The 19,138-nt window shown below is 59.6% G+C and carries 15 protein-coding genes; 9 read left to right on the top strand and 6 right to left on the bottom strand.

Going from position 1 to position 19,138, the window contains the following annotated elements; translation table 11 throughout:
- Positions 1-225: 225 nt before the first annotated feature.
- From zapE to sspB, 5 genes are all read left to right on the top strand, one after another.
- Positions 226-1,353: a cell division protein ZapE gene (gene zapE, locus ACJ8IP_RS17860; RefSeq protein ID WP_033644501.1), complete on the top strand. Its 1,128-nt coding sequence runs from the start codon at positions 226-228 to the stop codon at positions 1,351-1,353.
- A gap of 274 nt (positions 1,354-1,627) precedes the next feature.
- Positions 1,628-2,056 (top strand): 50S ribosomal protein L13, encoded by a 429-nt coding sequence (rplM, locus tag ACJ8IP_RS17855; protein WP_004937079.1) that lies wholly within the window; start codon positions 1,628-1,630, stop codon positions 2,054-2,056.
- A gap of 15 nt (positions 2,057-2,071) precedes the next feature.
- The gene (gene rpsI / locus ACJ8IP_RS17850; protein WP_004937080.1) at positions 2,072-2,464 is read left to right on the top strand and encodes a 30S ribosomal protein S9; all 393 of its coding nucleotides are present in this window, start codon (positions 2,072-2,074) and stop codon (positions 2,462-2,464) included.
- A 325-nt stretch (positions 2,465-2,789) separates the two neighbouring features.
- On the top strand, positions 2,790-3,431 hold the full coding sequence (gene sspA / locus ACJ8IP_RS17845; protein WP_004937082.1) for a stringent starvation protein SspA: 642 nt from the start codon (positions 2,790-2,792) through the stop codon (positions 3,429-3,431).
- 5 nt (positions 3,432-3,436) lie between these two features.
- Positions 3,437-3,937 carry a ClpXP protease specificity-enhancing factor gene (gene sspB, locus ACJ8IP_RS17840; RefSeq protein WP_025304365.1) on the top strand — a complete coding sequence of 167 codons (501 nt, stop codon included), beginning with the start codon at positions 3,437-3,439 and terminating at the stop codon, positions 3,935-3,937.
- 63 nt (positions 3,938-4,000) lie between these two features.
- On the opposite strand, the gene ACJ8IP_RS17835 is transcribed toward sspB, so the two are convergent.
- The 3 genes from ACJ8IP_RS17835 to gltB form a co-directional block, all read right to left on the bottom strand.
- Positions 4,001-4,480 carry a hypothetical protein gene (locus ACJ8IP_RS17835; RefSeq protein WP_089192284.1) on the bottom strand — a complete coding sequence of 160 codons (480 nt, stop codon included), beginning with the start codon at positions 4,478-4,480 and terminating at the stop codon, positions 4,001-4,003.
- Between the two features lie 164 nt (positions 4,481-4,644).
- The gene (locus tag ACJ8IP_RS17830; protein WP_033644505.1) at positions 4,645-6,063 is read right to left on the bottom strand and encodes a glutamate synthase small subunit; all 1,419 of its coding nucleotides are present in this window, start codon (positions 6,061-6,063) and stop codon (positions 4,645-4,647) included.
- 14 nt (positions 6,064-6,077) lie between these two features.
- Positions 6,078-10,538, bottom strand: coding sequence for a glutamate synthase large subunit (gltB, locus tag ACJ8IP_RS17825; RefSeq protein ID WP_164106526.1), 4,461 nt, complete (start codon positions 10,536-10,538; stop codon positions 6,078-6,080).
- A 691-nt stretch (positions 10,539-11,229) separates the two neighbouring features.
- On the opposite strand from gltB, the gene ACJ8IP_RS17820 reads away from it, so the two are divergent.
- The 4 genes from ACJ8IP_RS17820 to mtgA all read left to right on the top strand — a co-directional run bounded on the left by ACJ8IP_RS17820 (position 11,230) and on the right by mtgA (position 16,219).
- Positions 11,230-12,168, top strand: coding sequence for a TIGR01212 family radical SAM protein (locus ACJ8IP_RS17820; protein WP_042785426.1), 939 nt, complete (start codon positions 11,230-11,232; stop codon positions 12,166-12,168).
- A gap of 92 nt (positions 12,169-12,260) precedes the next feature.
- Positions 12,261-14,600 carry an aerobic respiration two-component sensor histidine kinase ArcB gene (gene arcB, locus ACJ8IP_RS17815; RefSeq protein WP_033644509.1) on the top strand — a complete coding sequence of 780 codons (2,340 nt, stop codon included), beginning with the start codon at positions 12,261-12,263 and terminating at the stop codon, positions 14,598-14,600.
- Positions 14,601-14,837: 237 nt separating this feature from the next.
- A complete protein-coding gene (elbB, locus tag ACJ8IP_RS17810) occupies positions 14,838-15,491 on the top strand; it encodes an isoprenoid biosynthesis glyoxalase ElbB (protein ID WP_033644510.1) in 654 nt (217 codons plus the stop codon).
- Positions 15,488-16,219 (top strand): monofunctional biosynthetic peptidoglycan transglycosylase, encoded by a 732-nt coding sequence (gene mtgA, locus ACJ8IP_RS17805; protein ID WP_108682052.1) that lies wholly within the window; start codon positions 15,488-15,490, stop codon positions 16,217-16,219. The genes elbB and mtgA overlap by 4 nt, the downstream gene beginning before the upstream one ends.
- 57 nt (positions 16,220-16,276) lie before the next feature.
- On the opposite strand, the gene ACJ8IP_RS17800 is transcribed toward mtgA, so the two are convergent.
- From ACJ8IP_RS17800 to diaA, 3 genes are all read right to left on the bottom strand, one after another.
- Positions 16,277-17,839, bottom strand: a complete 1,563-nt coding sequence (locus tag ACJ8IP_RS17800) for a S10 family peptidase (protein WP_089192280.1) — start codon at positions 17,837-17,839, stop codon at positions 16,277-16,279.
- A gap of 116 nt (positions 17,840-17,955) precedes the next feature.
- Complete coding sequence (gene dolP, locus ACJ8IP_RS17795; RefSeq protein ID WP_021505102.1) at positions 17,956-18,531, bottom strand: division/outer membrane stress-associated lipid-binding lipoprotein; 576 nt, start codon at positions 18,529-18,531, stop codon at positions 17,956-17,958.
- A gap of 9 nt (positions 18,532-18,540) precedes the next feature.
- Positions 18,541-19,131 (bottom strand): DnaA initiator-associating protein DiaA, encoded by a 591-nt coding sequence (gene diaA, locus ACJ8IP_RS17790; RefSeq protein ID WP_004937103.1) that lies wholly within the window; start codon positions 19,129-19,131, stop codon positions 18,541-18,543.
- Between the last annotated feature and the right edge of the window lie 7 nt (positions 19,132-19,138).

The following is a 19,138-nucleotide window of genomic DNA, read 5'->3' as shown; positions in this document are numbered from 1 at the left end:
TCCTATTTTGACTTCGTTGTTCCGCAGGGATTTTTCACTTAATAATATCCACTATAACCGTTAACCTTGTCCGAGTGGAATCCTGATGCGCTTCCACCTAATTTTTACAGGGTTTTCAGCGGCGCCCGCAGCGGGCATTTGTGGCGATAACGGTGCGAATCGGCATCAACTTGCCGCCAACGTTGGCTAAATAATTTCTAAGCGTTCTTAGGGAACATCGAACAGATGCAGGCACTATCACCGTTATCTCGCTACCAGCAGGCGCTGGATGCGGGGGAATATCAGGCCGATGAGGTTCAACGCCGGGCCGTCACTCAACTGGATCGCATTTATCAGGCTCTGTTGCAAAAGCCGGCGGCGAGCGCGCCTGCCGGCGGGCTGCGCGGCAAGCTCAGCCGCTTGCTGGGCAAGGGCGGCGACACGGCGCCGCAGCGCCCGGTGCAGGGGCTGTATATGTGGGGCGGCGTCGGGCGCGGCAAAACCTGGTTGATGGATATGTTCTTCCACAGTTTGCCGGGCGATCGCAAAATGCGTCTGCACTTTCACCGCTTCATGCTGCGGGTGCATGAAGAGCTGACCGAGCTGCAGGGGCGGGAAAACCCGCTGGAAATCGTCGCCGACGGCTTTAAGGCCGAGACCGACGTGCTGTGTTTCGACGAATTCTTCGTGTCCGACATCACCGACGCCATGCTGCTGGCCACGCTGCTGCAGGCGCTGTTCGCGCGCGGCATCACGCTGGTGGCCACGTCGAACATCCCGCCGGACGATCTGTACCGCAACGGTCTGCAGCGGGCGCGTTTCCTGCCGGCCATCGATCTGATCAACGAGTACTGCGACGTGATGAACGTCGACGCCGGCATCGACTATCGTCTGCGTACCCTGACCCAGGCGCACCTCTACCTGACGCCGCTGAGCGACCAGACGCGCGAGACGCTGGATCGGATGTTCGTCAAGCTGGCGGGCAAGGCGGGGGAGGACGCGCCGGTGCTGCAGATCAACCATCGGCCGCTGCAGGCTATCCGTTCGGTGGACGGCGTGCTGGCGGTGGATTTCCACACGCTGTGCGAAGAGGCGCGCAGCCAACTGGACTACATCGCGCTGTCGCGGCTGTATCACAGCGTGATCCTGTATAATGTGCGGGTGATGGGGCCGCTGAAAGAGAATACCGCGCGCCGTTTCCTGGCGTTGGTGGACGAATTCTACGAGCGGCACATCAAGCTGGTGATCGGCGCCGAAGCGTCGATGTTCGAGATCTATCAGGGGGTGCAGCTGAAATTTGAATTCCAGCGCTGCCTGTCGCGCCTGCAGGAAATGCAGAGCGAAGAGTACCTCAAGCTGCCGCATTTGCCCTGAGTCTGCCGGGCTTGCCGCCGCCGTATCGCCGGTTGTCCGCCGCCGGCGATAAATTTATTTTCCATTCAAAAACCGTTCGATCTTTGTGAGCGACTTCTCTATAATCTTGCGACCCCACGTTACAACAAAGTTTTTTTCCCAAAAACTTTATAGTGCCGGCAATGGCTATTCGAAGGGGTAGGTTTGCTGGACTTGTATGGTCGTGTGAGCCTCAACTGTTTTCGAGCGTTTGGGTGTTCACCAACGTGTAACTAATTATTGGGTAAGCTTTCTAATGAAAACTTTTACAGCTAAACCAGAAACCGTAAAACGCGACTGGTACGTTGTTGATGCAGATGGTAAAACTTTAGGCCGTCTCGCTACTGAACTGGCTCGTCGCCTGCGCGGCAAGCATAAAGCGGAATACACCCCGCACGTGGATACCGGTGATTACATCATCGTTCTGAACGCTGACAAAGTTGCTGTAACCGGCAACAAGCGTACAGACAAAGTGTACTACCACCACACCGGCCACATCGGTGGTATCAAGCAAGCGACCTTTGAAGAGATGATTGCCCGCCGTCCTGAGCGCGTGATTGAAATCGCGGTTAAAGGCATGCTGCCAAAGGGCCCGCTGGGTCGTGCTATGTTCCGTAAACTGAAAGTTTACGCGGGCACCGAGCACAATCACGCGGCACAGCAACCGCAAGTTCTGGACATTTAATCGGGATTAATGGCAATGGCTGAAAATCAATACTACGGCACTGGTCGCCGCAAAAGCTCCGCCGCTCGCGTCTTCATCAAGCCGGGCAACGGTAACATCGTTATCAACCAGCGCAGCCTGGAACAGTACTTCGGTCGCGAAACTGCCCGCATGGTAGTTCGTCAGCCGCTGGAACTGGTCGACATGGTTGGCAAACTGGATCTGTACATCACCGTTAAAGGTGGTGGTATCTCCGGTCAAGCTGGCGCCATCCGTCACGGTATCACCCGTGCACTGATGGAGTACGATGAGACTCTGCGTTCTGAACTGCGTAAAGCTGGCTTCGTCACCCGTGACGCTCGTCAGGTTGAACGTAAGAAAGTCGGTCTGCGTAAAGCACGTCGTCGTCCGCAGTTCTCCAAGCGTTAATTTCCGCTGCTTCGGCAGTGCGATTTACGCAAAAAACCCGGTGCTTCACCGGGTTTTTTTATGCCTGAAATCCGCCTTCCCCGACTAAAATCTGTGGCATATCAGACAATTCAACATGAATTCGCCGCAGCGCCCCCACAAAACAAGCAAAATCTGGTAAACTATCACCCACTTTTGCGCCTGTTCGCCGTGCAGTTGACCTCCTGGGCCGGTTTTTTATGGGTTCGGGTCGCGCTGCGTGCTGCCGGCCTGCGGCAAGATTATTCAGGATAGCAGCCTGTCAGTTGGCTATTCGCAGTATTTTCTAGATAACTTGGAGGTTTTCATGGCTGTCGCTGCCAACAAACGTTCGGTAATGACGCTGTTCTCTGGCCCGACCGACATTTTTAGCCATCAAGTACGCATCGTACTGGCGGAGAAAGGTGTCAGCGTCGAGATCGAGCAGGTCGAAATGGATAACCTGCCGCAAGATCTGATTGACCTCAACCCTTACCAGACGGTGCCTACGCTGGTCGATCGCGAACTGACCCTGTATGAATCCCGCATCATCATGGAATACCTGGATGAGCGCTTCCCGCACCCGCCGCTGATGCCGGTTTACCCGGTTGCCCGTGGTGAGAGCCGTCTGATGATGCTGCGCATCGAGAAGAACTGGTACTCGCTGATGGACAAGATCGAGAAGAGCAGCGGTCAGGAAGCGGAATCCGCCCGCCGCCAACTGCGTGAAGAGCTGCTGGCGATCGCACCTATTTTCGGCCAGGCGCCGTATTTCATGAGCGAAGAGTTCAGCCTGGTGGATTGCTACCTGGCACCGCTGTTGTGGCGTCTGCCGCAGCTGGGCATCGAGTTGAGCGGCGCCGGCTCCAAAGAGCTGAAAGGCTACATGACCCGCGTCTTCGAACGCGACGCTTTCCTGGCTTCCCTGACCGAAGCCGAGCGTGAAATGCGCCTGCAAACCCGGGGCTAAGCGCGATGGACATGTCTCAGATGACGCCGCGTCGCCCGTATCTGCTGCGGGCGTTCTATGACTGGCTGCTGGATAACCAGCTGACGCCGCACCTGGTGGTCGACGTGACTCGCCCTGATGTTCAGGTGCCGATGGAGTTCGCGCGCGATGGCCAGATCGTGTTGAATATCGCGCCGCGCGCGGTAGGCAACCTGGCGTTGGGCAACGAAGACGTGCAGTTCAACGCGCGCTTCGGCGGCGTGCCGCGCCAGGTCTCGGTGCCGATGGCCGCCGTGCTGGCGATTTATGCGCGTGAGAACGGCGCCGGCACGATGTTTGAACCGGAAGCCGCCTACGACGAAAGCGAAGGCGTGTTCGAAGGTTTGGACAATGAGACGATCCCTTCGGAAACGTTGATGTCAGTGATCGACGGCGATCGCCCGGATACCGCGGAAGATGACGGCCCGGACGACGAACCGCCGCAGCCGCCGCGCGGTGGCCGCCCGGCGCTGCGCGTGGTGAAATAAGCCCGCGTGAACAAACGAAAAAGCACCCCGTGGGGTGCTTTTTTTTTGCCCGGACGAAGCGGATCAGCCTTTCAAGGCGGCAATGCAGGCATCGCGCGGCGCGCTGAGATCGCCTACGCGCACGGTGGACAGCGCGCGGGCCGCGCGCTCACGGAAGCTGGTGATGGCGGTGTCGCCTTGCACTTCCGGCGGCGCGGTGCAGATGTCATTGAGCGGCAGATCGTTGCCTTTGTTGAGCGCCTGCAATACCGCCGCCGGGTTGTAGATCAGGGCGGCGGAGAGGGCAGATTTAATGCCGGCGGTAAATCCGGCATTGCCGCCGCCGGCCAGCTTGGGCGCCAGGGCAATCCAGTTGTCGTCCCCCAACCGGATGCTGTTTTCCACGGCGCTGAACTGCCCGGCCTTGCCCAACTGCGCCACGACCGGCCGCGCGCCGCGCGCTTCGATATTGTAACCGACCTCCTGCGAATCCAGCGTCAGGGCTGAGGCGCTGAAACTGACGGCCAGCAGTGCGCCGGCCAACAGGGAAATGGAGCATTTCATGTTCGCTATCCTTATCTCGGTGTCAGGCGCAGCCGCGCCCTGCAATGGTGCTAACTCAATACTATAGCGCGTTGAGGCAGTGAGGAGGGGGGAGGTTGTTACAAAGCGTGGCCGGTTAAAACAAAGGCCCGGCAATGTGCCGGGCCTTTGGCGGTACGGAAGGTTTACACTTCCAGGTAGTTCATGATGCCGTCTGCCGCTTTGCGGCCTTCGGCGATCGCCGTCACCACCAGGTCGGAACCGCGCACCGCGTCGCCACCGGCGAAGATTTTCGGGTTGCTGGTCTGGAATGCGTTGTCGCTGCCTTCCGGCGCCACGATGCGGCCCTGTTTATCGAGCTGCACGTCGTGCGCCGCCAGCCAGTCCATGCGGTGTGGGCGGAAGCCGAACGCCATCACCACCGCGTCGGCGTCGATCACGTGCTCGGAACCCGGCACCTGCTCCGCCGCCTGGCGGCCGTTGGCATCCGGCGCACCCAGCTGAGTACGCACCATTTTCACCCCGGCCACGCGGCCGGCGCTGTTCAGTTCGATGCTCAGCGGCTGCAGGTTGAACTGGAAGTCCACCCCTTCTTCCCGGGCGTTCTTCACTTCGCGCTTGGAGCCCGGCATGTTGGCCTCGTCGCGGCGGTAGGCGCAGGTGACCTGCGTCGCGCCCTGACGCACCGAGGTGCGCACGCAGTCCATGGCGGTATCGCCGCCGCCCAGCACCACCACCCGTTTGCCTTCCATGCTGACATAAGGCTCGTGCTGCTCGGTTTCATACCCCATCAGCTGCTTGGTGTTGGCGATCAGGAACGGCAGCGCGTCGTACACGCCCTGCGCATCCTCATTCTCCAGCCCGCCACGCATCGATTGATAGGTGCCGACGCCGAGGAACACCGCATCGTACTCGCTCAGCAAAGTCTCCATGCTGACGTCTTTGCCCACTTCGGTATTCAGTTGGAACTCGATACCCATCTCGCTGAAGATGCCGCGGCGTTTGACCATCACTTCCTTTTCCAGCTTGAAGGCCGGGATGCCGAAGGTCAGCAGGCCACCGATCTCAGGATGACGATCATACACCACCGCTTTGACGCCGTTGCGGGTCAGCACGTCAGCGCAGGCCAACCCGGCGGGGCCGGCACCGACGATCGCCACGCGCTTGCCGGTCGGCTGCACGTGCGACATGTCCGGCTTCCAGCCCATTTCGATGGCCTTATCGCTGATGTAACGCTCGATATTGCCGATGGTGACCGCGCCGAACTCGTCGTTCAGGGTGCAAGACCCTTCGCACAGGCGATCCTGCGGGCATACGCGGCCGCACACCTCCGGCAGGCTGTTGGTCTGATGCGCCAGGTCCGCCGCTTCCATGATGCGGCCTTCGTTGGCCAGCTTCAGCCAGTTCGGGATGTAGTTGTGCACCGGGCACTTCCACTCGCAATACGGGTTGCCGCAGGACAGACAGCGGTCCGCCTGGGCTTTGGCCTGGGTTTCCGAAAACGGTTCGTAGATCTCGACGAACTCGATTTTGCGGATCTTCAGCGGTTTCTTAGGCGGATCAACACGCTGCAGGTCGATAAATTGATAAACGTTCTGGCTCATTAATGACCTACCTCTTACTGCGCCTGCACCCGCAGCTCGGCTGCGGAACGGCTACGGTGACCCAACAGCGCTTTGACATCGCTGGACTTCGGTTTGACCAGGGCGAACTTCGGCGCCCACTCGGGCCAGTTGGCCAGGATCTCTTCCGCGCGGGAAGAGCCGGTCGCCTGCACGTGTTCGGTGATCAGGCCGCGCAGATGCTCCTCATGGATCGCCAACTGATCGACATCCAGCACTTCCACCAGCTCCGGGTTCACGCGCTTGCGGAACTCGCCGTCTTCGTCCAGCACGTAGGCGAAGCCGCCGGTCATGCCGGCGCCGAAGTTGATGCCGGTTTTACCCAGCACGCAGACGATGCCGCCGGTCATGTATTCGCAGCCGTTGTCGCCGATGCCTTCCACCACGGTGATGGCGCCGGAGTTGCGCACCGCGAAACGCTCGCCCGCGCGGCCGGCGGCGAACAGCTTGCCGCCGGTGGCGCCGTACAGGCAGGTGTTGCCGACGATGCTGGCTTCATGGCTGCGGAAGGCGGAGCCGATCGGCGGACGCACCGCGATGCTGCCGCCGGCCATGCCCTTGCCGACATAGTCGTTGGCGTCGCCGGTCAGGCTCAGCTCGACGCCGCCGGCGTTCCAGACGCCGAAGCTCTGCCCGGCGGTGCCGGAGAAGTGCGCCTTGATCGGATCGGCCGCCATGCCCTGATCGCCGTGCACGTTGGCGATAGCGCCGGACAGCATGGCGCCCACGGAGCGGTCAGTGTTGCGAATGTCGAAGTAGAAGGTTTTACCCTGTTTCGCTTCGATATGCGGCTGCGCCTGCGTCAGCAGCTCTTTGTTCAGCAGGCCCTTGTCGAACGCCGGGTTGCTGCTTTCGGTGCAGTACACCGCTTTGCCCGGATGCGGCGTGGCGGTTTTCAGCAGCGGCGACAGATCCAGCTTGTTCTGCTTGGCGGAGATGCCGTCCAGCTCGGTCAGGAAGTCGGTGCGGCCGATCAGATCCACCAACTGGCTCACGCCCAGTTGCGCCATGATCTCGCGGGTTTCACGTGCGATAAACTGGAAGTAATTCGTCACGCGTTCCGGCAGGCCGTGGTAGTGATCGCGGCGCAGCTTGTCGTCCTGAGTCGCGACGCCGGTCGCGCAGTTGTTGAGGTGGCAGATGCGCAGGTATTTGCAGCCCAGCGCCACCATCGGCCCGGTGCCGAAGCCGAAGCTTTCCGCGCCCAGGATCGCCGCTTTGACGATGTCCACGCCGGTTTTCAGGCCGCCGTCCACCTGCAGGCGGATCTTGTGGCGCAGACCGTTGGCCACCAGCGCCTGCTGGGTTTCCACCAGGCCCAGTTCCCATGGGCAGCCGGCATATTTCACCGAGGACAGCGGGCTGGCGCCGGTGCCGCCGTCGTAACCGGCGATGGTGATAAGATCGGCATAGGCTTTCGCCACGCCGGTGGCGATGGTGCCGACACCCGGCTCGGACACCAGTTTCACCGAGATCACCGCCTTCGGGTTGACCTGCTTCAGATCGAAGATCAGCTGCGCCAGATCTTCGATCGAGTAGATGTCGTGGTGCGGCGGCGGGGAGATCAGCGTCACGCCCGGCACCGAGTAACGCAGTCTGGCGATGTACGGGGTGACTTTGTCGCCCGGCAGCTGGCCACCTTCGCCCGGCTTGGCGCCTTGCGCCACCTTAATCTGGATCACGTCGGCGTTCACCAGGTAGGCCGGCGTTACGCCGAAGCGGCCGGAGGCCACCTGTTTGATGCGCGACACCTTGTTGGTGCGGTAGCGCGCCGGATCTTCGCCGCCTTCGCCGGAGTTGGAGAAGCCGCCGAGGCCGTTCATGGCGATCGCCAGTGATTCGTGCGCTTCCGGGCTCAGCGCGCCGATCGACATCGCCGCCGTGTCGAAGCGTTTGAACAGCGATTCCGCCGGTTCGACCTGATCGACCGGGATCGGTTCGCCTTTCGGCGTGATGGCCAGCAGATCGCGTAGCATGGCGACCGGCCGCTCGTTCACCAGCTTGGCGTAAGCCTGATAGTCGCTGTACTCGCCGCTGTGTACCGCTTTTTGCAGCGAGTTCACCACGTCCGGGTTGTAGGCGTGGTATTCGCCGCCGTGCACGAATTTCAGCAGGCCGCCTTGCTCCAGCGGTTTGCGTTTCAGCCAGGCGCGCTTGGAAAGGTTCTGCAGATCCTGCTGGAAATCGCTGAAGCTGGCGCCGCCAATGCGGCTGACCACGCCCTGGAAGCACAGATCCGCCAGATCGCGGTGCAGGCCGACCGCTTCGAACAGCTTGGAGCAGCGGTAAGAGGCGATGGTCGAAATGCCCATCTTGGACATGATCTTGTACAGACCTTTGTTAATGCCGTTGCGGTAGTTCAGCATCACGTCGCGGTATTTCTTGTCGATCGCCTGGCTGTCCACCAGCTTGGCCAGGGTTTCATAGGCCAGATACGGATAGATGGCGGTCGCGCCGAAGCCGAGCAGTACGGCGAAGTGGTGCGGATCGCGGGCGCTGGCGGTTTCAACGATCAGGTTGGCGTCGCAGCGCAGGCTTTTTTCCACCAGGCGGGTTTGCACGGCGCCGACTGCCATCGGAGCAGGCACCGGCAGGCGGCCGGGCGCGATGGCGCGGTCGGACAGCACCAACAGCACCGCACCTTCACGCACCTTGCGTTCCGCTTCGTCGCACAGGGCGCGGATGGTCTGCTCCAGATCCTGCTGCTGCGGATCGAAGGTCAGATCGAGCGTCTCGGCGCGATAGTATTCGCCTTCCAGCGTGGTGAGCTGTTTGAAATCGGAGTACAGCAGGATCGGCGATTTGAAGCTCAGGCGGTGTGCCTGGCCTTCGGCTTCGCAGAACACGTTCATTTCGCGGCCGATGCTGGTGGCCAGCGACATGACGTGCGCTTCACGCAGCGGATCGATCGGCGGATTGGTGACCTGCGCGAACTGCTGGCGGAAATAGTCGTAAACGATGCGCGGCCGGCTGGAGAGCACGGCGAACGGGGTATCGTCGCCCATCGAACCGGTGGCTTCCTGGCCAATTTCGCCCAGCACGCGGATCACCTGATCCAGCTCTTCACTGCTGTAGCCGAACTGTTTCTGATAGGTTTCGAGCTGCGCGTCGTCGAGCTCGCGGCTGCCGACCTGATCGTCCGGCAGATCTTCGAACGGCACCAGGCGTTTGACGTTTTTCTCCATCCACTCTTTATACGGGTGGCGGCTTTTCAGATCGTTGTCGGTTTCCGCCGAGTGCAGGATGCGGCCGCTGCGGGTGTCGATCACCATCAGCTCGCCGGGGCCGACGCGGCCTTTTTCCACCACTTCATCCGGCTGGTAATCCCAGATGCCGACTTCGGAGGCGCAGGTGATCAGCTTGTCTTTGGTGATCACGTAGCGCGCCGGGCGCAGGCCGTTGCGATCGAGGTTACAGGCGGCGTAGCGGCCGTCGGACATCACGATGCCGGCCGGGCCGTCCCACGGCTCCATGTGCATCGAGTTGAAGTCGAAGAAGGCGCGCAGATCGCCGTCCATGTCGGGGTTGTTCTGCCAGGCCGGCGGCACCAGCAGGCGCATGGCGCGGATGAGATCCATCCCGCCCGCCAGCAGCAGCTCCAGCATGTTGTCCAGCGAGCTGGAGTCGGAGCCGGTTTCGTTGACGAACGGCGCGGCGGCCTGCAGATCCGGGATCAGCGGCGTTTGGAATTTATAGGTACGGGCGCGCGCCCACTGGCGGTTGCCGGTGATGGTGTTGATTTCGCCGTTGTGCGCCAGGTAGCGGAACGGCTGAGCCAGCGGCCAGCGCGGCACGGTGTTGGTGGAGAAGCGCTGGTGGAACAGGCAAATGGCCGACTCCAGGCGCAGGTCCGCCAGATCGAGATAGAAGCGCGGCAGATCCGCAGGCATGCACAGGCCTTTATAGATCGTCACCAGGTTGGAGAAGCTGCAGACGTAGAAGCTGTCATCCTGCACCCGTTTCTCGATGCGGCGGCGCGCCACGAACAGGCGGCGCTCCATATCGCGCGGGCGCCAGCCGGCCGGGGCGTTAACGAAGATTTGCTCGATGCGCGGCAGGGAAGAGAGGGCGATTTCACCCAGCACGTCCGGGTTGGTCGGCACTTCACGCCAGCCGACGATCGACAGCGTTTCGTTTTGCAGCTCTTCTTCCACGATGCGGCGGCTGAGGCGCGCTTCCTCTTCATTCTGGCTGAGGAACATCATGCCGACGGCGTAGTTCTTGGCCAAACGCCAGCCGCGCTCTTCCGCCACCATGCGGAAGAAGCGATCGGGTTTTTGCAGCAACAGGCCGCAGCCGTCGCCGGTCTTGCCGTCGGCGAGGATCGCGCCGCGGTGCTGCATGCGGGCCAGCGCATGAATGGCGGTGCGCACCACCTTGTGGCTAGGTTCGCCTTCTATGTGGGCGATCAGGCCGAAACCACAGTTGTCCCTCTCTTGGGATTTATCGTACAACATATCGTGAACCTCCCCAGGCTCTGCGTGACTCTCACAACCTACTGCGAGGGGGCTTCCCAATTTCAGGCAGAAGTCCAATCAGCAAGTTAACCCCGCCAATCTGCTTTTCCGCCCTCCATCAATGGCCTCTCGTGACGGTCTCACAAGTGGTATAGGACTTGTTTTAAGAGGGAGTCTTCAATTACTGCATAAATATGACGAGACGTTTGCCCGTCCAGAAAGCTTCCAGCGGACTTCCAACTTAGCGAGAAAGAATTCGCAGGTCAAATGTGGGCTTAAGATAGATTCTTATCGAATTGATGATGTTTATTTATTTGAAAAATAAGTATTTTAATGCATTTTTGCACTATCGTGGGGCAGCGCCGATCCCCGCAGAAGTGTGAGCTGTCTCACTATAGTGCAACCCCTTAATCTCTGCACCATGCTAGTGCGGAGGGTAATGCCAGAATTTTATTCTATAAGATATTGCTTGGCTGATGTTTATGACTATTTTTCACCGTGTTGTCATATTGCCGTTAACGGTTGCGTGACGATTAGAATAATTCATCAGAATTAGAGTGAATTGATTTGCGTTTATGGTGAATAGTTATGCCTGATGGCGCCTTGCGGGGAAAGCGTTGATCTCTGTCATCGCGGGAAAAACCGTTTCTTATTAGCATCGCGGCTTTGAACACAGAGAACCACCAAGATTATGCAGTTGCCGCAATTAGTCAATATGTTTGGCGCGGATCTCCAGCGCCGCTATGGCGAAAAGATCCATAAACTCACGCTGCACGGCGGATTCAGCTGCCCTAACCGCGACGGCACGTTGGGGCGCGGCGGCTGTACGTTCTGCAATGTCGCCTCGTTCGCCGATGAAGCGATGCAACGCCAAAGCATTGCCGAACAGCTGGCGCAGCAGGCCGCGCGGGCCGATCGGGCGCGGCGCTATCTGGCCTATTTCCAGGCCTATACCAGCACCTATGCGGAGGTTGAACGGCTGGAGACGATGTATCGGCAGGCGTTGGCGCAGAGCGCCATGGTCGGTCTGTGCGTCGGCACCCGGCCGGACTGCGTGCCGCCCGCCGCGCTGGATCTGCTGACGGGATACCGCGAGCAAGGCTATGAAGTGTGGCTGGAGCTGGGGCTGCAGACGGCGCACGATAAAACGCTGAAGCGCATCAACCGCGGCCATGATTTTCGCTGTTATCAGCAGACTGCGCGACTGGCCCGACAGCGCGGGCTGAAGGTGTGCTGCCATCTGATCGTCGGGCTGCCGGGAGAAACTCAGCGCGATCATCTGCTCACGCTGCAGCGGGTGACGGAGACCGGCGTGGATGGCATCAAACTGCATCCGCTGCACGTCGTCACCGGCAGTACCCTGGTGCGGGCGTGGCATGCCGGGAGGTTGCCCGAACTGGCGCTGGAAGCTTACGCCGCCAGCGCCGGGGAGATGATCCGCCATACGCCGGGCGAGGTGGTGTACCACCGTCTTTCCGCCAGCGCCCGTCGGCCGACGCTGCTGGCGCCGCTGTGGTGCGAAAACCGCTGGAGCGGCATGCAGGCGGTCGGCGCTTATCTGCAGCAATACGGCGGGCAGGGCAGCGCGCTGGATGAAAAGCGGCGCTACCGTCCCGGAATGCCGCTCTGAAGTGCAATCTTTGCCACACTTCGGCGTTTGCCGCCTTATCTCATCGCGGTTTTACGGTATGATTCAAAAGATTGTGTCTGATGGGAGCCGCTATGAAGCAAATCCGGGTGTTGGCCCAGTACTACGTTGATTTAATGGTGAAACTGGGGTTGGTGCGCTTCTCGCTGCTGCTGGCCTCGGCGCTGGTGGTGCTGGCGATGGTGGTGCAGATGGCGGTGACCATGCTGCTGCGCGGCGAAGTGGAAAGCATCGACGTGGTGCGTTCAATCTTCTTCGGTCTGTTGATCACCCCGTGGGCGGTCTACTTTCTCTCGGTGGTGGTGGAACAGCTGGAAGAGTCGCGCCAACGGCTGGCGCGGCTGGTGGACAAGCTGGAAGAGATGCGCCACCGCGATCTGGAGCTTAATCAGCAGCTCAAAGACAATATCAGCCAGCTGAATCAGGAGATCGCCGACCGTATCAAAGCGGAAGAAGAGCGCCTGCAGGTGATGGAAAAGCTGACGGAAGAGATGGAGCAGCGCGAGCAGGCGCAGATTGAGCTGGGCCAGCAATCGGCGCTGCTGCGTTCCTTCCTCGATGCCTCGCCGGATTTGGTCTACTACCGCAACGAAGACAAAGAGTTTTCCGGCTGTAACCGCGCGATGGAACTGCTGACCGGCAAAAGCGAGAAGCAGCTGATCGGCCTGACGCCGTTCGACGTCTACGGCCAGGAGATCGCCGAAAAGGTCATTGAGACCGACGAGAAGGTGTTCCGCCATAACGTCTCGCTGACCTACGAACAGTGGCTGGTGTATCCCGACGGCCGCAAAGCCTGTTTCGAGCTGCGCAAGGTTCCGTTTTACGACCGGGTGGGCAAACGCCACGGGCTGATGGGCTTCGGCCGCGATATTACCGAGCGTAAGCGCTACCAGGACGCGCTGGAGAACGCCAGCAGGGAGAAGACCACCTTTATCTCCACGATCAGCCACGAGCTGCGTACGCCGCTTAACGGCATCGTCGGCCTGAGCCGCATTTTGCTTGATACCGAGCTGAACGACGAGCAACTGAAATACCTGAAGACCATTCACGTCAGCGCCATCACCCTCGGCAATATCTTCAACGACATTATCGAAATGGACAAGCTCGAGCGGCGCAAGGTGCAGCTCGACAACCAGCCGGTGGACTTCACCGGTTTCCTGGCGGATCTGGAGAACCTCTCGGGCCTGCTGGCGCAGCCGAAAGGGCTGCAGTTCATCATGGAGCCGCAGACGCCGCTGCCGCAGCAGATCGTGACCGACGGCACGCGCCTGCGGCAGATCTTGTGGAATCTGATCGGCAACGCGGTGAAATTTACCCAGCAGGGGCAAATTGTGGTGCGCGTGCGGCGCGAGGCGCAGGAGAAGCTGGTGTTCGAAGTGGAAGACTCGGGCATGGGCATCCCGCAGGACGAGCAGGACAAGATCTTCGCCATGTATTATCAGGTGAAAGATCAGCGCGGCGGCCGTCCGGCCACCGGCACCGGCATCGGGCTGGCGGTCTCCAAACGGCTGGCGCAGAGCATGGGCGGCGACATTACCGTGCGCAGCGAACAAGGGCACGGTTCTTGCTTCACTTTGACCATCAAGGCGCCGGCGGTGCAGGAAGCCGTCAGCGCGGCGCCGGAGGAAGAGGAGCTGCCGTTGCCGGCGCTGCACATTCTGCTGGTGGAAGATATCGAACTGAACGTGATAGTGGCGCGCTCGGTGCTGGAGAAGCTGGGCAACAGCGTCGAGGTGGCGATGAACGGCCACGACGCGCTGGCGATGTTCGATCCGGACGAGTTCGATCTGGTGCTGCTGGACATCCAACTGCCGGACATGACCGGGCTGGATATTGCCCGGGCGCTGCGTGAGCGTTACGCCGGACAGGCGCTGCCGCCGTTGGTGGCCCTGACCGCCAACGTGCTGAAAGACAAAAAAGAGTATCTCGAGGCGGGCATGGACGATGTGCTGAGCAAGCCGCTGTCGGTGCCGGCGCTGACCAAGGTCATCAAACACTATTGGGATCATCAACCTTCTCACACTTCTAAGAAAACGGAGCACAAGGCGATGCAGATTAATGAGTCGTTACTCGATACCGCGATGCTGGAGCAGTACATGGACCTGGTTGGCCCGCAGTTGATCCATCAAAGTCTGGAGATGTTCGAACAGATGATGCCGGGTTATCTGGCGGTGCTGGATTCCAACATGACGGCGCGCGATCAGAAAGGCATCACCGAGGAAGGGCACAAGATCAAGGGCGCCGCCGGTTCGGTCGGCCTGCGTCACCTGCAGCAGTTGGCGCAACAGATTCAAACGCCGACGCTGCCGGCCTGGTGGGATAACGTGCAGGACTGGGTAGATGAGCTGAAGCAAGAGTGGCGCAACGACGTGCAGGTACTGCGGGCTTGGGTAGAGAACGCTGAAAAAAAATGACCCCGACGTGAGCCGGGGTGCGCGAATATTGCGCCAACACCAGGGAAATTGTGAACCTGCGTATTGGTTTCAGTGTTCTGGTCGAGCAGGTTGTAGCGAATTCCTAAACATCATACAGCCAACAACATAGCAAATGTAAGCGCTCTTGTTAGAAGATTCATTAAAATGTGTGATGTAGATTAGTGTTTGTCAACTCCGAGCACGAACCAGTTGACAGCAGCGACAGGAGGAAGAGTGATGAAAAAGGTGGGTGTAGTCCTCAGCGGCAGCGGCGTTTATGACGGTACGGAGATCCACGAAGCGGTGCTGACGCTGCTGGCGCTGGACCGTGCCGGCGCGCAGGCGGTGTGTTTTGCGCCTGATAAACCGCAACGCCATGTTATTAATCACTTATCTGGTGAGGAGATGGCGGAATCGCGCAACGTCCTGATTGAATCGGCGCGCATTGCCCGCGGCGCAGTGCAGCCGTTGGCGCTGGCCGAGGCCGCGCAGCTGGATGCGCTGATTGTGCCCGGCGGCTTTGGCGCCGCCAAGAATCTCAGCAATTTCGCCGAGGCCGGCGCGGAATGTTGGGTCGATGAAGCGTTGGCGCGTCTGACGCGCGAGATGCATAAGGCCAACAAACCAATTGGCCTGATGTGCATCGCACCGGCGCTGTTGCCGAAGCTGCTCGATCAACAAGCGCGGCTGACCATTGGCAACGATCCCGACCTGGGAGAAGTGATTGACGCCATGGGCGGCGAGCCGGTGATTTGCCCGGTGGACGACATCGTGGTGGACAGCGAGCACAAGATCGTGACCACGCCAGCCTATATGCTGGCGCCGTCGATCGCGCAGGCGGCCGTCGGCATCGATAAACTGGTGGCGCGGGTGCTGGAACTGGCTGAATGAGTAAATCGGTCGGCGGATGGCGGCGGCTGCGTCCGTGGTATTGGCTGAAACGCGGCGTCATCGCGATTATCGGCCTGTGGGTGTTGGGCATTGTGGCCTTCGCCTTCCTGCCGGTGCCGTTTTCCGCCGTGATGGTGGAGCGGCAGGTCGGCGCCTGGCTGAGCGGCGACTTCGGCTACGTCGCTCATTCGGACTGGGTGTCGATGGACGACATTTCGCCGCAGATGGCGCTGGCGGTGATGGCGGCGGAAGATCAGAAGTTTCCAGACCATTGGGGCTTCGATGTGGCGGCCATTGAAAAGGCGCTCAGTCACAACGAGAAGCGCCCGACGCGCATTCGCGGCGCGTCCACGCTGTCGCAGCAGACCGCCAAGAACCTGTTTTTGTGGGATGGCCGCAGCTGGCTGCGCAAAGGATTGGAGGCCGGGCTGACGTCGGGCATCGAGCTGGTGTGGACCAAGCGGCGTATTCTGACGGTGTATCTGAACATCGTGGAGTTCGGCGACGGGGTGTTCGGCGTGGAAGAGGCTTCACAGCGCTTTTTCCATAAGCCGGCCAAGCGCCTGACCGCGGCCGAAGCGGCGCTGCTGGCGGCGGTATTGCCGAATCCGCATCGCTTCAGGGCCGATGCGCCGTCCGGTTATGTGGCGCAGCGACAGCAGTGGATTATGCGCCAAATGCGCCAGTTGGGTGGGGAAGGTTTCCTGAAAGAGAACAAGCTGGATTAACCAAGCGATACCCTGCTTTCGGGCAAGGTATCCCTCTCTTCGGTGGCTAATGCCGCATCAGGGCTTTTCGCTGATAAATGCAGTTAAATCCGCGTGCATCTTTTTAAGCGATAGTTCATCCACGTACGGCATATGCCCGGTGTCATACCAATAGAAACGGATATTGTCGCGTAATTTGGGCGACACGGGCAGATGGCTCATCTCATATTTGGCGACGAAGTAAGGGGTGGCCAGGTCGTAAACCCCGCCAATCACCATCACTCTCATTGTCGGAGTCATTTTCATCACTCGCGACAGGTTCGGCAACACGTTAAATGATCTGTCCCGGCTGTTGCTGGACATGTTCCAGTCATAGACCTCATTGGAAAATGCGCGATAGTTTTGGTCGGCGCTAAAATGCAGCGTTTTGCCAAGATAATCGTGGAATTGCGCGACGTAGGCGGAAGTAATTGCACTGACGTTGGGATCGTAGTTGGACGTTTCAGCGATATTATCCAGCGACGGCCCACGATAGCGGGTATCGATTCTGCCAATGGTCTCGTCTTGGCTGCGCAACAGTTGCTTGGCGAAGACCGGTCCACTCAGGCGCAAATTGGCCTTGAGCCAATAATCGGCCGGAATGCCGGTAAATTGGTAAAGCTGCTCGGCGAGCGTTTGGCGATCTTTTTCAGGCAGATTGGTACCTTGCAGCAAGGCTGGGGCATAAGTCCCCAGCGCAAACTGCTCGGCCTGGTCTAACAGGGTTTTCAGGCTCTGGTGTTTGCCCGGCAGCCGCTGGTGGTACCATGCGCTGGCTGCGTAGGTTGGGAGCGCCAGATAGTAAGGTTGATCGACGCCGGGGTTTTGATTGGGATCGTCGACGTTATTGTCGTAGTTCAGAAACTGCGACATCAGGATAATACCGTTAAGATCGATATTCTGATTTTTTAGCGTCTCGGCCAATACCACCGAGCGGGTAGTGCCGTAGCTTTCACCCAATAAATATTTAGGTGAGTTCCAGCGTTGGTAATGCGTTAAAAACTGAACGATAAATTGAGAAAAAGCCTGAGCATCACCGTTGACGCCATAGACGTTGCTGGCACTCTGTGCTTTTTGCTGCGCTCTCTCCGGCTGGCTGGCGGCACTGCTGGAAAAGCGGCTGTAACCCGTTCCGGGGGCATCGATAAACACCAGATCGCTGACGTTGAGCAGACTGTATTGGTTATCGGTGAGTTGGTAAGGCGCCAGCTGTGTTTTCTCTGGCTGAGTAGCGATAACCCGTTTAGGCCCCAGCGCCCCCATATGCAGCCACAGCGAGGCGGAGCCCGGCCCGCCGTTGTAGATAAAGGTAATCGGCCTGCTTTCGTTCTTATTCTCATTCTTTTTGAAATACGCAACATAGAACATGCCGGTCACGGGATCTTCCGGATCCTCTTTACTCAATTCCAGCACCCCGGTTTGCGCCTGATAATTGATTTTTACCTGGTCGACCGTGATCGCGCCTTGAGTAGCAACGGTTTGACCGGTCATCGGGGGCGGGGCATGTTCGGCGCGGGGCGTATCCTGAGTGGGATTGGCGGCGGAAACTCCGGCGGTGAATAAAGAAACGGCAGTGAGAAAACCGATTAAAATTCTGTCCATTTGAATTTTATCCGTAATGAAGTGAGAGATTACTTTAAACGCGGCTCATTAAACCAGGGTAAAACAGCGGGAAGCGTACAGAAAAGCGGCAAGGGGAAGCCCCCTTGCCTGAAGGATCATTTCACATAGGTAAAGGCGGTGGTGACGTGCTTCACGCCGCTGACCTGGCTGGCGATCTGCGCCGCCGACTGTCCTTCCTGCTGAGTGACCAGGCCCAGCAAGAACACTTCGCCGTTTTCGGTGGTGACTTTCACGTTGGACGATTTCACCGTATCGCTGGTCAACAGCTGCGAACGCACTTTGGTGGTGATCCAGGTGTCGGAGGACGCGGTGCTCAGGCTGACAGGCGTGCCCTGGCGAATTTCGTTATACACTTCGGTCGTGCCTTCCACGCCCATGGCGATCTGCTTGGCGCGCGCGGTGAGATCGGCGTTAGGCGACTGGCCGGTCAACAGCACCTTGCCCTGATAGGCGGTGGCGACCACCCGGGCCTCTTTCTTCAACTGCTGGTCTTTGCTCAGGGCGCTTTCTACCCTGGCTTCCAGCGTGCCGTCATCCACCTGGGTCCCTACGCTGCGCGGGTCGGTGGCGGTTTTGGTGGCGACGGCCGCACTGCCGACGACGACGCCGGCGATACAGCCTTGCAACAGCAGGGCGCTGGACAGCACTGCAAATGTGGCTTTTAGCTTCATCTCAGTTCCTTAATCGTCCTGGTGGGGGAATAACGTATTGTCTATCAGGTCGCACAGGCAGTTTACGGTCAGCATATGCATTTCCTGAATGCGCGAACTGCGGTGCGACGGGATGCGGATCTCGACATCCTGTTGGCCGAGCAACCCGGCCAGCTCGCCGCCGTCGTAGCCGGTGAGCGCGACGATGGTCATATCGCGCGTGACGGCCGCTTCGACCGCTTTCACAATATCACGGCTGTTGCCGCGGGTGGAAATCGCCAGCAGCACGTCGCCGGTGTGCCCGAGCGCGCGCACCTGCTTGGCGTACACTTCGTCGTGCAGCCGATCGTTGCTGATCGCCGTCAGCACCACGTTGTCGGCGTTGAGCGCGATGGCAGGCAGGCTGGGGCGCTCGGTTTCAAAACGGTTGATCATGCTGGCGGCGAAGTGCTGGGCGTTGGCGGCCGAAGTGCCGTTGCCGCAGCACAGGATTTTGTTGCCGTTGAGTAAGGATTGAACCAGCGTCATCGCAGCGCGGGAAATGGCATCCGGCAGTGCTTCCGCCGCCGCGATCTGGGTTTGGATGCTTTCGGTAAAACAGACTTTAATTCTATCCAGCACGTTGTAT

This window comes from Serratia sp. CY52157, assembly GCF_052168495.1.
GTDB classification, from domain to species: Bacteria; Pseudomonadota; Gammaproteobacteria; order Enterobacterales; family Enterobacteriaceae; genus Serratia; species Serratia ureilytica.
This window is presented reverse-complemented; position numbering and strand designations above follow the sequence as displayed.